The organism is Helicobacter canis, from assembly GCF_900451095.1.
GTDB lineage: Bacteria > Campylobacterota > Campylobacteria > Campylobacterales > Helicobacteraceae > Helicobacter_B > Helicobacter_B zhangjianzhongii.
The window spans coordinates 506403-519886 of record NZ_UGHV01000001.1; the positions used below are offsets into that span (position 1 = coordinate 506403).

A 13484-nucleotide genomic window follows, 5' to 3' on the forward strand; every position below is an offset into this window, starting at 1 on the left:
GGTCAATGATGGTAGAGCATTCTAGATTTCTAGGCTTGATGGAAAATGCTCACACAAAGCAAGACTTGCGTATGCTTTTACTAAGTATTGTTGCGCATTTGCTAAAGTCCTATTCCGTGCAAGACATAAGCACAAACTTAAGTGCCAATCTCGCTATTTATGAAAAAATATTTGAGAGCTTCCGCACGAAGATTTTGCAGATTTTTACGCAGGGTGATATTCTTGATTGTGGGTTTTTGTATCTCGCATTTATCGCGCCAAAGTCTCTTGGGGCAGATGAGCGGTTTAAGCCCTTTATAGAATCTGTGCAAAAGCTTTTAGCAACACAACCTAGCCAAGAAGAGTATATTATGCTTATAGAGCTGGGTGCAATTGCGAGAGTTCTAGCAAACCCCTCGCATCAAAATCTAAGTTTTTTTAATACAAATACCGATAAATACGATAACTTATGTGAAAAAAGTCTAGATAATTTAGACAATGATGGGGTGATGTTTTTTCTCTCGCGCATTATGTGCGCTTCTATTGATGGTATATCAGCTGGGCGTTGTGGGGAGTTTTTGCTCGAGCTTTTTTCTATACAAGAGATTGGGGTGTCCTGTGTTAGACCAGCGATTATACAAGCCTATACGCAAGCCCATTTAAGCTCACAAGCACCACTGTTAGTCCGCAATATCTGTAATTGGCAGCTACATATTCTCTGGAATGCAAAAAATCTCTTCAACAACCGCGAGTGGCTTAGTCTATATCCTGTGTGGAAGCAAGAATTTTATGCTGCCTTGAGGCAGGCATCACAAGCATTGCGTGATGATACAAGCTCATCAAGCGTGCCCCCTACTCTTGCGCAGCGGCTGGATCTCGCGCTATATTTGCAGTTTTTTATCTATCATATTTGTGGCAATAGCTTTAGCAAGCAGGAGCAGTGGCAGGAGTTTAATACCGAGATTTCTCAATATGCTGTGCCTATTTATAGGGAGTTTGCTACAAAGTTTTTGCCATATTTGCCTAAGTCTAGCCCAAGCACCAACAAGCGCAAAATCATCGGCATATTGCGCGATAGGATTGTAGAAAACTCGCCTTTCAAAGTCGAATACAGCTTGATAAAAAATCTCCTTGCAAGCCCAGAATTTACACAGCATTACGAAATCAAAATCTATTGTATGAGCCTTATAGAAAAGTCCGAAAATAATCCACAAGCTATCGCTAAACTAGCGAAACTTGGTATAGAAACTATCGATATAGGGCTTGGCTTTAATAAAGCTGGATTCTACAATTCCCACTTGCAAAAAGCCCTAGCACTGCGTGAGAGTATGCTTAGAGATGAGGTGGCTATGCTCATTAGTCCCAATAATGGCTATGGGATTAGTGATTTTCTGCTTGCAAGTCGGTGTGCTAGGGTGCAGGTATTTTGGACACACGGGAATTTTGTCTATGATATTAGCGGGATTGATACACGCCTAACGCATATTTGTAATAATCAAAAGTCTATCGCGCACAATGGCTTTAGCTTCTATGGGGTCCCGGTGCAAATGGATAGAAGCTTTTATAATCCCAAAGTCCCACAAGAGCTCATTGCTGATACGCGCGCTTGCTATGTGGATTCTAATGCGAAGCAGCCTATATATCTCTTTGGCGTGATTGGGCGATTGGTGAAGATCGACTCGCTCGCATATTTGCGCAGTATTTGCGCGATTTTGGAGCAGAATCCACATTGGAGGTTTTTAGCCTGTGGGCTTGGGAATGAAGGAGAAATCAAGCAAAAAATCTCACAAATCAATCCACAGCTTCTTCCGCGCTTTTTCTTTAGTGGCTATGTGGATAGCGCAGTGTATGGGCATATTTTGGACTTTTGGGCGGATAGCTTTCCTATGGAGCAGGGCGAGAGCAGGATCGAGTATGTGGCAAAGGGGCGCGGGCTTAGTCTGCGCTACTATGAGTCAGCCAAGCAGCTAGAATCCACTTTTGTATCTCAGCTTGATGAGACAAGGGGGATTATAGAAGCGATTATCGATGAGTGTAGGCGTGTAGATCCAGCAGGTGAAAAAGTGGATTCTAGGGGTGAAAATTCTGTGCTATTACACAATGCCCTAGAATCCACTTTTTTTAGCAACTTTGCTAGCTACAAGGAATGTGTCTTAGAATTTGCTAGGGAGACTAGCGCGTTTAGCGAGGCAGAGTATGTGGAGAAAGCCACGCGCATTATGCGCTTATGCGAGCTAGATCCTAGTGAGTATGCAAAAAAAGTGGCGATACAATCCGCCATCCACGCGATGAATAGCGAGATAAAGGCGCGACTAGGTGTGCGGTATTTTTTGGCATTTGTTAGGGAGTATTTGGCATAAGCTTGGCACAGGGGGTATGAGAGAGCGTTGATAAGTGATGGTGGCTCTTGCTTGGGGCTGCTTGTGGTATGTGCTAAAAGTGGATTCTAGGTGTGTTGTCCTTATTGGTCGCGTTTTGTTTTCATATCGTGTTGTTTGACATATTCTTCCCTATCTTCATCACTCAAGTATGTATCATAATCCTGTGGCACAGGCTCTTCACGCTTGCCTTTTGTATCTTTTATAATATCATCTAGTAGCTTTTTAAAATCATCATTTATCCTGCCTAGCTCATCAAGCATTGAAATATCAATATCTTCCCGCCTTTTAGCCTGAAAAATAATCTCCCACTCTTCATTGTCTGTGCCAAAGTTAATAACGCCAATGCCAAATCGTGCATTAAGCTTCCTTAGCTCATCTTTTATGCTAGGCTCTATGGGTCTAAATACCGCTAAATAGCCATAGTTCGCCCAGCTAGAGTTTGACACCGCTTGGAAATATATCTTTGCTAGAGTTTGACACCGCTTGGAAATATATCTTTTTCAAATCAGCGGATTTTATCTCTACTTTTAGCTCAAATGAGTAAAGCTCTATTTTTGGGTAATTGAATGTATGGATAAACTCTAATATCTCCCTTTGGCATTTGCTTTCTTTAAAATCTTGGATATTAAATTTCACTCCTACAATATCAGGGTGAATCCACTCATTTATGCCTTTCTCACGCTTTTGACTTTTCTCGTGGAAAATTGTTTTACAAAAGAGACTAAGCTCATCTCTGGCAAATTTCACAAATAGCGGGTGGAGAGAGCGTTCAAACTGCTCTTTGCTTGCTTTGTCGTTCTCATTTTCTTGTGAGTTGTTTGCAGCTTCAGGGATTATAGCTTCGTGTTTGCCTATGATACCAAAGAGTGTGGGAGACTTTGAAAATGCAAAAATATTGTAGGCTTCACGCCTTGTTGGTGAGTGCAAGGCAGTCGCCAAGACCGATTTTCTAGGATTTTCACTCTCTAGCTTTTTATCTAAGCCTTTTTGCTTAGCTAGATTCCATATTTGCCCAAGCTGCAAAGGTATAGCAGAATCTAGTAGCACTTCTTGTGCTAGATGAAGATAAGTGTAAGACATAGGGATTCCTTTAGTTGTTTTGCTTGATGTTTATATAAGTATCTAATGCTGATGGCTCGTGCCACGGACTTGGGCTTATATCAATAGTTTTTCCCATAAACTCAATTCGAAATTGTTCTTCTAAAACAAAAGCGCACAATGCTTCTAGCTGTTGCTTTACAAAAGCATTATTTTTGCTGTTTATCTCCGCACCTTTTTTACATTTTGCGGCTTCTGCTTTGACTGATTTTATTTTCGCATTTTCTTTGTATCGTAGATTATTTAGTAGAAGCTTTCGCATAGCGGGCGTATTGGAGTAGAGCTTTGTAACCCGACCTAGCTTAAATTGATCAGTAACATAGTGTGGCACAGCTCCAGAATATGCTTCTCCCAATAATCCTTGCTCCGAAGTTGGATTAAATGAGAACGCAAAAATATCATAGCTTACGCGTCCGCCACCAATATCAAAAACTTTGAGCAAAATTGTTTGCCCTGTTTGATCTATTTGTAAAACATCGTTATTGCAAAAAGTGTTGCCATTCATTCTAAAACATTCATCTGCTCCAAGGTGCGTGAGGCAAATAAGCAATATCAGCATTAGCTTTTTCATTTAGATCCATCCTTGATGAGTTTCGTGTATAAAGCTTGTATTTCTTGGTAATTGAAGTTGCTACGAAGTTTATGCTCAGCAGTTGTGTTTTTTTCATATTTTTTATAATTATTAGAGATTAATGAGAGTAGAGCTACTTCATCGTCGTAATATTTTAATTGTGTGTGTTTTAATTGGCAATAATGTGAAAGATCATAAGCTTTTGCATAGCGGAGCAGTTCTCCTCGTTCATATTTGTATTCTCTAATCGAAACTTCTCTTATCAATGTAGGGCAAAACCATATTGTCTCAAGAATTTGGGCTGTTTTATCATCGAATCCAGCTTGTTTGATTTCCGAAGCTATGGTGTGGTTTTGATATTTTTTAACAATAGTTTCAATTTCTTTTGCATCAAGTTTAAGTTTTTTTTGATCGCTGATTGCAGATTTTATATCCTGATACGCTCCTTTGTATTGTGTCCAACTAGCGCAGCCACTTAGCAGGAATAGAGCCGCAAAGACAAATATCAAGTTATGTGTTAGTGTTTTCATCTGTTAAAAGCCGCCTTCATAGTATCCCAAAATGTTTGCTGTGTTTCAATAGCATTGTTATATCCTTCGGTTGTCCCTAACTTTACTCCGTTCTCCATAAGCTCAAAATGCTTTTTGGCTGTATGTTGATTAAGCCATTGTTTGACTTTCAACTTATTTTCACAAGTGTTTGAAGCAGTTTCTTTTGCTTTGTCGTAGTCCGCTTTAGTCTTTTTGTGTGTAGTTTTACTAAGAACATTGAAAGTTTCACTATACAAGCACGCGCCAAACTCATATCCTTTTGTAAGAGCTAAGCCCGTATCTCTTACAAATGCAAGTTGATTGTTGTCGCTCCCAAAGGCGAAAGCCACGATAAGACTTAGCCATAAAATAAACTTCATCTTAACCCCTTTCTCTAAAAATTTATCCTATAGGATATATAAAAGCGGATTGTATCTTTGTAAATTTTAGTTTCTACTTAATCCTATAGGATAAATATTAGCCACGGCTATCAAGGGACTTTGAGTGATACAAAAGCTTTATGGCAACGCCACGCAAGAGGAGATTAGCGAGTTTTACAAACGCGTATCTGCTAATATTAGAATCCTGCGTGAGAAGCGCGGAGTCTCCCAGCTTGATCTAGCCCTTGAGATTGGCATTAAGTCAGTGGCGTTCTACTCCAATTGTGAGAGCTGCCGCTATGGCAAGCACTTCAATCTAGAGCATTGCTATAAAATCGCTAAAGCCTTTGAGATTGATATTACAGATATTTTTGCTCTATCGTAAGTTTTGGAGTCCAGTGGTGATAAAGTGGATTCTAGGGTGTGAAAGTTTGGATTGTGTAGCGCGCTTGGGGGCGTCTAGCTCCTAAGAGCTATGAGCGATAATCGGCGTTAATTTTTACATAGTCATAGCTTAGATCACAGCCATACGCGCACGCGCTTTTTTTGCCGCGTTTGCAGTCGATAAATATATGTATCTCATCTTTTTGCAAGAGCTTTTTGGCAAATTTCTCATCGATAGGCTGCGCATTGCCATTGCGCATAATTGCTATCTCCCCAGCACTGCTTGCTAGCTTTACATCAACGACTTTTGGGTCAAAATCGCCCCCACTATACCCCATAGCGCATAAAATCCGCCCCCAATTTGCGTCATTCCCAAACATCGCTGCTTTTACAAGGCTTGATGCGATCACAGATTTTGCGATTTTGCGTGCATCTTTTTTGCTTTTAGCATTTAGGCAGTGGGAGACAAGCAGCTTTGTCGCGCCCTCGCCATCACGCGCGATTTTTCTCGCAAGGGTTGTGGTAAGCAGGGAGAGAGCTTTGACAAAAAGCGCGTAATCGCTATCATCTTGAGTGATAATAGGCGTGTTGCGCGCTCTTGCATTAGCAAGCACTAAGGTCATATCATTGGTAGAAGTATCACCATCGACACTAATCATATTAAAAGAGTCTTTGACATCTTTTTGCAAAGCTTTTTGCAAGAGCTTTTGGCTGATAGCGCAATCTGTGATGATAAAGCATAGCATTGTCGCCATATTTGGGTGGATCATACCGCTACCTTTGGCGATCCCTGCTAGCCGCACGCGCCTGCCATTAGAGGAGATAAACTCTACTGCCGCTTCTTTTTCAAACAAGTCTGTTGTCATAATCCCTTGTGCTGCGGCTTTGGCGCTTGCCCTGCTGCTAGATTTGCTTTGAGCTAGGAGATTTATGCCCTTTTTGATCCTATCAAGTGGGAGCTGCACGCCTATAACCCCCGTAGAAGCCAGCAGCACGCTAGTGGATTCTACCCCTAGCACCGCTCCAGCAGTGATCGCACTCTCTTTGCACGCCTTTTCACCTTGTGCGCCTGTGCAGGCATTGGCATTGCCGGCATTGGCGATGATGGCGTGGATAGGCTGCTTTAGCTTTAGCGTAGCTTCATCATATTCTACACACGCCGCGCGGACTTTATTGGTTGTAAAGACCCCAGCTCCCACGCACGGATGGGGGCTAAAAATCAGGCTCATATCGGTGCGCTTTTTGTATTTGATCCCAGCTTGTGTGCCGCTATATTGGAAGCTAGGTAGTGCATTTAGCCCGCTTTTTAGAATCTTTATGGATTCTAGCTTGGCTCTTGGGGCTTTGCTACTTGGCTCTTGGGGCTTTGATGAGGGGTTAGCTGGTGTGCTTGAAGCTTTGGCTAAGGTGGCTTTGGCAGTGGCTTTTAGTAGCTTTTGTGTGGGGGTTTTGGTGGATTTTGGCATAGAGACTCCTTAGTTTTTGGGGTTTGGGCTATCGATTTTATGGGAGATGTTGGCAGGATTTAGACTAAATTCATAGCGATTGGCGTTTGGCTTGCTAGCCCAGCCTTGCTTCTTCCAAAAGGTATTGCCGATGATATTTTCGCTAAAGGCGATGAGAGAAATGCTAGAGATCTGCTCTTTTTTGAGCGCGTTTAGGGCGGCTTCTACCATACGCGAGCCTATGCCCATTTGGCGGAAATCTTTATGCACGCATACATGGTAGAGACTACCATATCGCCCATCGTGTCCGCATAAAATACTACCGATTATCCACTCTTTTTGATCTTCATCTTTTAGCACAGCGACTACGCTGGTGTTGGGATTTCGCGTAAGAAAGCGTGCTACACCCTCTTTAGAATCATCAATGCTGCGGATATAGAATCCTTCAATTTGCTGCCATAGCATAGCGACTTGCTCATAGTCATCTAGGCGCATAGGGCGGATATGGAGATTTGCTAGAATCTTTGCTTTTTGGTTTGTCTTCATCTAATGCCTTTATGGGATTATGGAAACATCGGCGCGGCTTCAAGTCCGCTAGATTCTCTAAATCCGCACATAATATTCATATTCTGCACCGCTTGACCGCTCGCACCTTTGATGAGATTATCAATACTTGCGGTGATGATGACGCGATTGGTGCGTGTATCGACATAGGGAGCTATGTCGATGAAATTGCTTCCTTTCACCCAGCGCGTTTGCGCGCTAAGTCCGTGGTCTAGCACACGCACGAAATATTCTCCTTTATAGAAGTCTTTATAGATATGGCGCAGAGCAGTAGAATCCACTTTTGGATCGCGCAATCGCGCATAGCTTGTGGCTAAAATCCCGCGATTCATCGGCACAAGATGGGGCGTGAAGCTTAGGGTAATCGGCTCTTTGGCGATCTCGCTTAGGGCTTGCTCGATCTCTGGTGTGTGGCGATGAGAGGTGATGCTATATGCCTTGAAGCTTTCATTCACCTCGCAAAACAAGCTATCCAAAGCCGCCTTGCGCCCTGCACCTGAGGTGCCGGACTTGGCATCGATGATGATAGAATCTAGGTCGATGAGATTATTGGCAAGTAGGGGAGCTAGGGAGAGAATACTACAAGTAGGATAGCAGCCCGGATTTGCCACAAGGCGTGCGGGCTTGATCTGTGCTCGATTTAGCTCGCAAAGCCCATAGACACTTTGGGCTAGTAGGGTTGGATTGGCGTGTGTGGTGTGGTAATGCGCGGCGAAAGTCTCTATATCGCGCAGGCGAAAATCCGCGCTTAGATCGATGACTTTTGTGGATTCTAGGACTTTTGGTGTGAGAATCGTGGCGCAGAAATTATGCGGCGTAGCGCAAAATAGCACATCAATGTGCTTACATAAGGATTCTAGCTCGCTTGCATCGATACAAGAGAGCGGTAGGATTTGGAAGAAGTTTTGATAGCTGTGGTGGTATGGCTTATCGATCTGGCTTTGTGAGCCTAGCCAAGCAATTTCTACTTCTTTGTGTCCTAATAGTATGCGCACAAGCTCATTTGCCGTGTAGCCACTTGCCCCTAGAATCCCGACTTTTATCATTATGTCCCTTTGTGTGTTGTGGTTTAGTTATAGCAAATTTTTCTACAACGACCGCTTAAGTAGGCTTGGCTGCTGCGGCTTTGGCAGTGGAGGACTCTAGGGCTGCTAGGATTTGGGTGATGATAGATTGCGCGCCATTTTCTGTGATAGTTTTGCTAAGATTGGTAGAAATCGCTTCAAGATTGCTTTCTAGCTGGGAAAGTAGTGTGAAAAACTTCTCTAAATCCATAGCTCGTATATCCGCGCAAGTTTTACTAGAATCCACTTTTGTATCCGCTGTATCCGTGCCTTTTTGTGCTACTTGCGTGGGGGTAGATAAACCCTGCTCGGTGATCATTAGCCCAAGCCCTTGGCGCGTGAAGTAGCTGGCGTTGTGGTGCTGGTGGTTATTTGCAGCGTAGGGATAGGGGATATAGATGGTGGGCAGAGATAGAGCGGCATTCTCCCAGATACTTGACGCCCCAGCGCGCGCCACACATATATCAGCTTTGTCTAAATGCTTGATTAGGTCTTTGTCAAAGCCAAAAAGTGTGAGCCTAGGTGCGGGGCTGTCAAACGAGGATTCTAGGGCTTTTGGGTCGCTAGAATCCAGCAGACTAGAATCCACTTTTTTATACGCTTCTCTCACGCGATCTAAATCTCTCTCTCCGCATTGGTGGATAATGCGTATCCCCCTTGCTAGCAGCTTTGGCGCGGCTTGCAGGGCTAGGTCGTTGATCGCCTTTGCGCCTTGCGAGCCACCGATAAAGATAATGCTTTGAAACTCCGTGCGGATTCTGCGACTTTGCAGGGCTTCTTGCTTGATAGGATAGGGTGGGAATGGCGGGCGGAATGAATTAAACACCGCCTTAGCAAAGGGAGCTAGCAAGGAGTTTAGCCTACCTTGGATAGCATTTTGCTCGTGGATAAAGAGAGGTTTTCTAAGCAGGATTGCCGCTAGGCTCGCAGGTCCCGCGCTAAATCCTCCCACGCTAATGACTGCTCGCACCTTATGCTTGGCAAAGATTTTACGCACACGCAATGCCGCTCGCAGCTGGGCATAAATGCTTGCTAGCTTTTTAATGCCCTTTTTATTGACTACGCCGGAGGTGTTTAGGAAGTAGCATTCTTGGAAAAGTGGATTCTGCGGCTTGGAGCTAGAATCCACTTTCGTGGATTCTAGAGCAGTCTGCTCGCAGCAGGATTTTGGAGCTAAAAATGGGGCTTTGCAAGGCGAGGCAAGGGAGCTGCCTTGAGCGGTAGTGACCGCAGACTCGCCGCCGCAATCGCCATTTTTAGCCCAAAAGCCAACGCGATTCTCAAAAGCCCAATCCTCCTCAGACTCCCCAGCGAACCACATTTGATCCTGCCCATAGAGCGAGCCTATATAAATCGCTGGAATCTCGCGGCTTTGCAGCTCCTGTGCTAATGCCCTAGCTATGGCGAGATGCCCGCCTGTGCCACCTCCTGTGATAACAATCATCGCCGCTCCTGTTGCTTAAATATTATGCGCCCTTTTGGAGAAAGGATTTTAGCGTATCTTTGAAGCCAAAGTCCGGATAATCCATCATCGATAGCGCGACTTGCCCAGCGACTTTGTCTTTGGTGTTGAAAATGAGCGGTGCTAGGAAATTCACCATTGATTCTTCTACATCTCTTTGCAAGATGACAATGCAATACACAAGCACGCTAGAGTCCCTATCAAGCCCTAGGAGCATTTCTATATAGCGCGGGATTGTGAAGCTATACTCGCGCAAGGAGTAGGGATTGACTAGCATCATCTCAAGGCTTTTGTCTTGACTTGTGATCTTGGCGAAATGCTCATCTAGCCTAGTAAGCTCGATACTTGTAATATGCTCAAATCCCAAAATAGGGGCTTTTATTTGATATATCATAAAGACTCCTTAAATGTGATAGTGGGCAAATATTAAGCAAAAGCTATGCCAAAAGCACCTATAATAATCGCTGTAAAGTGATTGATTTGAGAGCAACTAACGCTTTAAGCTGGGTGGCAACTTGGTGAGATTGGAATGGGACTAGAAAACATAAAATTATGAAAACAAGCAAAATGGATTTATTTTTAGAGCTTGCTAAGCCTGATGAAAAAGGCTTTTCAAGGTGGGTTGGTGTAGATGAGTTTGTAGGAGATTATAAGGATTTACAGCTCGGCAATGGTGGAAGCTGGTGCAGAGCTAGTAGCAATTTAGCCAAAACATATATCCTAGAGTTTGACAAAACTCGCACAAGTGGAAACTCCATTGATGCCATAAGATTGCAAGGGTTTAATCCGCTTAAAACTTTTAACCAAAACATACGAAAAGATATTAAAGATTTTTATAAATCCCAAAAATGCGTAATGCTAGGCGTTTGTGGCAAAAGTGAAAATACGACAATTGAGATTGACCACAAAGATGGACGCAAAGATTCTATGCGTGTGAGTGAGCTAGCAATGCAAGAATTTGAAGACTTTCAGCCTTTATGTAAAGCGGCAAATGACATCAAACGCCAAATTTGCAAAACTTGCAAAGAGACAAATACACGCTGGAGTGCGAAAAATATCAAGGGTAACCCTTATGACTTTTATGCTGGTGATGAGCGTTACATCGCTCAAAGTGAAGGTGGGCTAGGCTGTGTGGGCTGCTATCAGTATGATCCCGTGGCATATCGCAAAGAAAGTGCGAGAAAAATCGCAAAAGAAGCAGCGGACTTTATCAGTGCAAAACTTTATGGAGATGTATGAATTACATAGGCTCAAAGCTTAAGCTACTGCCATTTTTGCAGCAAAGCATAGAATCCACACTCAAAAAGCATAATGCCAAGCCCTTGCAAGATTCTATTTTTTGCGATTTATTTGCTGGAAGTGGGGCTGTGGGCAGGGCTTTTAAATCTAAAGTCAAGCAGGTCATAAGTAATGATAAAGAATATTATAGCTTCGTGCTAAATCAAAACTATATTGCCAATCACGCTCCCATTATCCGTGCAGATGAGCTAATAGAAACGCTCAATAACACGCCTTTAAAAAAGGGAAAGATTTTCACGCATTACGCCCTTGGTGGCGGAAGTGGAAGGCAATATTTCAGCGATGAAAATGCGATGAAAATTGATGGGATAAGGGAGCAGATTTCTGTGTGGCGACAAAGTGGGTTTATCGATGAAAATGAATTTTACTTCCTTCTTGCTTCACTTTTAGAATCTAGCGATAGCGTGGCAAACACGGCTTGTGTGTATGGAGCATTTTTAAAAAGGCTTAAAAAAAGCGCGACAAAAGAGCTTGTTTTAAGCCCGGCAACATTTAAGCTCACGCAAAATTCTCACCAAGTTTTTAATAAAAATGCCAATGATTTGATTACTACAATAAGTGGCGATATACTCTACCTTGATCCACCCTATAATGCTAGAGAATATGGGGCAAATTATCATCTATTAAATACCATAGCCTTGTATGATGACTTTATCCCGCGGGGCAAAACGGGCTTAAGGGCGTATGACAAATCAGCGTGGTGTAAAAAAGGTGATGTGGAAAATGCCCTTGAATTTTTGCTGCAAAAAGCACAATTTAAGTGGATATTTTTAAGCTACAATGATGAAGGGCTTTTGGATTTAGAGAGGATAGAAAATCTTATGAGAAAATATGGCAAATATGCTTGTGTAAAACAGGAGTATCAGCGTTTCAAGGCAGATTCTAATCGCCCACAAAAGCAGAGTAAAACTACCGAGTATTTGCATATTTTGCACAAAAAGTAGAAAACAAAATAGCAAATTGGTAAAGATATAATACAAGTATCTACAAGTATCAATGAAGGTTAGTTCAAATATAACTTACAAATTAAGGAGCTACTATGGTTGTGCTAATCACTGGGGCATCATCTGGATTTGGCAGGGCGTGTGCGGTCGCATTTGTAGCTAGGGGGGCGAAGGTCATCGCCACAGCACGCAGAGAGCAGGAGCTATTAGCCTTGCAGCGAGAGCTTGGGGCAGAGTCTTGCGCGATTGTAGTGTGCGATGTGGTGGATACTTGTGCTTTGAGTAAGGGGATTGCTAATGCGCTGAAGGGCTTTGGGCTAGGGGGTGAAGGTGAGAGTGAGCTTGCTGGGATTGATGTGCTTGTCAATAATGCTGGGCTAGCTCTTGGGCTAGAGCCTGCAAATGCGTGCAAGATAGAAGATTGGGAGCAGATGATTAGTGTCAATATCTTGGCACTAGTGCGACTCACGCATAGGGTCCTGCCTGCTATGGTAGCGCGTAAAAAGGGGCATATCATCAATATGGGATCAATCGCCGGGAGCTATCCATATCCGGGCAGCAGTGTCTATGGCGCGAGCAAGGCATTTGTGAAGCAATTTAGTCTAAATCTGCGCGCGGATTTGTATGATAAAAATATCCGTGTAAGCGATATTGAGCCGGGCTTAGCCGGTGGGAGTGAATTTTCTCTCGTGCGCTTTAAGGGCGATAAGGAGCGAGCGGATTCTGTCTATGCTGACACAACACCGCTTAAGCCAGAAGATGTGGCGCAAGCGGTGTGCTTTGTGGCGTATTTGCCGGAGCATATCAATATCAATCGCCTAGAAATGATGCCAACCACCCAAGCCCCCGCCGCGCTTAATGTCTATAAAGGAGATAAATAATGAGTGCGCAGCTAGAATATAAGAAGTTTTCGTTTATAGAAGCTTATATTATCCGCTGGAAGACGCGCTCGCTTGGGGCGGATATTGATGCGCTTATTTTGATTGTGAGCGTGCTAGCATATATGGGGCGCAATGATTTGGGGCAGCAGCTTGAAAGGGCGCGTGAGATTATAGAAGAGCGTGTGCGCCTTAATACTATGAGGCATATTATCTTTGATCGAGTGCAAGTGGAGCTGGCGCGCTATATGGCTGATGAAGAAATGTATATAAAAGCACGCAATAAGATGTTTGAAGAAATCACGCATAATATCCAGCTATATGGGATCGTGCTTGATATGCTGCCCGGACAAGCCAATGCATCAAAGCTCCAAATCGTGCGCTCCGTGATCCAAAAAGCCTATGATGAAGAGTTTATGCTAAATGGCGAAGCCAAGCGACTCCTAGAGGCGCAAGAAAAAACAAATGCAAGTCTAAAGGAAGCTACTAAATAAGCCTTGTTTCT

At 43.4% G+C, this 13484-nt stretch carries 16 protein-coding genes; 6 read left to right on the plus strand and 10 right to left on the minus strand.

The genetic code is table 11. From position 1 onward, the window contains the following. Window positions 1–38: 38 nt before the first annotated feature. Window positions 39–2339, plus strand: coding sequence for a glycosyltransferase family protein (locus tag DX060_RS02475; RefSeq protein WP_147278745.1), 2301 nt, complete (start codon window positions 39–41; stop codon window positions 2337–2339). Between the two features lie 101 nt (window positions 2340–2440). Here DX060_RS02475 and DX060_RS11820 read toward each other — a convergent pair whose 3' ends face one another. The 5 genes from DX060_RS11820 to DX060_RS02495 are packed head-to-tail and all read right to left on the minus strand — an operon-like array spanning window position 2441 to window position 4939. Next, on the minus strand, window positions 2441–2806 hold the full coding sequence (locus DX060_RS11820; RefSeq protein WP_258552166.1) for a hypothetical protein: 366 nt from the start codon (window positions 2804–2806) through the stop codon (window positions 2441–2443). After that, window positions 2793–3440, minus strand: a complete 648-nt coding sequence (locus tag DX060_RS11825) for a hypothetical protein (protein WP_258552167.1) — start codon at window positions 3438–3440, stop codon at window positions 2793–2795. The genes DX060_RS11820 and DX060_RS11825 overlap by 14 nt, the downstream gene beginning before the upstream one ends. Before the next feature lie 10 nt (window positions 3441–3450). Next, on the minus strand, window positions 3451–4029 hold the full coding sequence (locus tag DX060_RS02485) for a hypothetical protein (RefSeq protein WP_115010996.1): 579 nt from the start codon (window positions 4027–4029) through the stop codon (window positions 3451–3453). Then, a complete protein-coding gene (locus DX060_RS02490; RefSeq protein WP_115010997.1) occupies window positions 4026–4559 on the minus strand; it encodes a hypothetical protein in 534 nt (177 codons plus the stop codon). The genes DX060_RS02485 and DX060_RS02490 overlap by 4 nt, the downstream gene beginning before the upstream one ends. Beyond that, entirely contained in the window at window positions 4556–4939 is a 384-nt protein-coding gene (locus tag DX060_RS02495; protein ID WP_115010998.1) for a hypothetical protein, read from the minus strand. Before DX060_RS02495 ends, DX060_RS02490 begins: the two co-directional genes overlap by 4 nt. A 127-nt stretch (window positions 4940–5066) precedes the next feature. On the opposite strand from DX060_RS02495, the gene DX060_RS02500 reads away from it, so the two are divergent. Then, window positions 5067–5324, plus strand: coding sequence for a helix-turn-helix transcriptional regulator (locus tag DX060_RS02500; protein WP_115012274.1), 258 nt, complete (start codon window positions 5067–5069; stop codon window positions 5322–5324). An 88-nt stretch (window positions 5325–5412) separates the two neighbouring features. Here the strand turns inward: DX060_RS02500 and argJ are convergent, their stop codons facing one another. Genes argJ through fliW form a run of 5 tightly spaced genes read right to left on the minus strand, consistent with a single transcriptional unit; the run spans window position 5413 to window position 10252 of the window. Further along, window positions 5413–6789: a bifunctional ornithine acetyltransferase/N-acetylglutamate synthase gene (argJ, locus tag DX060_RS02505; protein WP_220176685.1), complete on the minus strand. Its 1377-nt coding sequence runs from the start codon at window positions 6787–6789 to the stop codon at window positions 5413–5415. Window positions 6790–6798: 9 nt separating this feature from the next. Next, a complete protein-coding gene (locus tag DX060_RS02510) occupies window positions 6799–7314 on the minus strand; it encodes a GNAT family N-acetyltransferase (RefSeq protein WP_115010999.1) in 516 nt (171 codons plus the stop codon). A gap of 17 nt (window positions 7315–7331) precedes the next feature. Continuing rightward, window positions 7332–8381, minus strand: coding sequence for an N-acetyl-gamma-glutamyl-phosphate reductase (argC, locus tag DX060_RS02515; RefSeq protein WP_220176698.1), 1050 nt, complete (start codon window positions 8379–8381; stop codon window positions 7332–7334). A gap of 52 nt (window positions 8382–8433) precedes the next feature. Next, the gene (locus tag DX060_RS02520; protein WP_115011001.1) at window positions 8434–9840 is read right to left on the minus strand and encodes a UDP-N-acetylglucosamine--N-acetylmuramyl-(pentapeptide) pyrophosphoryl-undecaprenol N-acetylglucosamine transferase; all 1407 of its coding nucleotides are present in this window, start codon (window positions 9838–9840) and stop codon (window positions 8434–8436) included. Window positions 9841–9862: 22 nt separating this feature from the next. Next, on the minus strand, window positions 9863–10252 hold the full coding sequence (gene fliW, locus DX060_RS02525) for a flagellar assembly protein FliW (RefSeq protein WP_115011002.1): 390 nt from the start codon (window positions 10250–10252) through the stop codon (window positions 9863–9865). A 158-nt stretch (window positions 10253–10410) separates the two neighbouring features. Here fliW and DX060_RS02530 point away from each other — a divergent pair, with 158 nt between their 5' ends. The 4 genes from DX060_RS02530 (at window position 10411) to DX060_RS02545 (ending at window position 13473) form a co-directional block, all read left to right on the plus strand. Then, a complete protein-coding gene (locus DX060_RS02530; RefSeq protein WP_115011003.1) occupies window positions 10411–11097 on the plus strand; it encodes a restriction endonuclease in 687 nt (228 codons plus the stop codon). Then, entirely contained in the window at window positions 11094–12101 is a 1008-nt protein-coding gene (locus DX060_RS02535) for a DNA adenine methylase (protein WP_115011004.1), read from the plus strand. Before DX060_RS02530 ends, DX060_RS02535 begins: the two co-directional genes overlap by 4 nt. A 95-nt stretch (window positions 12102–12196) precedes the next feature. After that, a complete protein-coding gene (locus DX060_RS02540; protein WP_115011005.1) occupies window positions 12197–12982 on the plus strand; it encodes an SDR family NAD(P)-dependent oxidoreductase in 786 nt (261 codons plus the stop codon). Continuing rightward, entirely contained in the window at window positions 12982–13473 is a 492-nt protein-coding gene (locus DX060_RS02545; protein ID WP_115011006.1) for a hypothetical protein, read from the plus strand. The genes DX060_RS02540 and DX060_RS02545 overlap by 1 nt, the downstream gene beginning before the upstream one ends. Window positions 13474–13484: the final 11 nt, after the last annotated feature.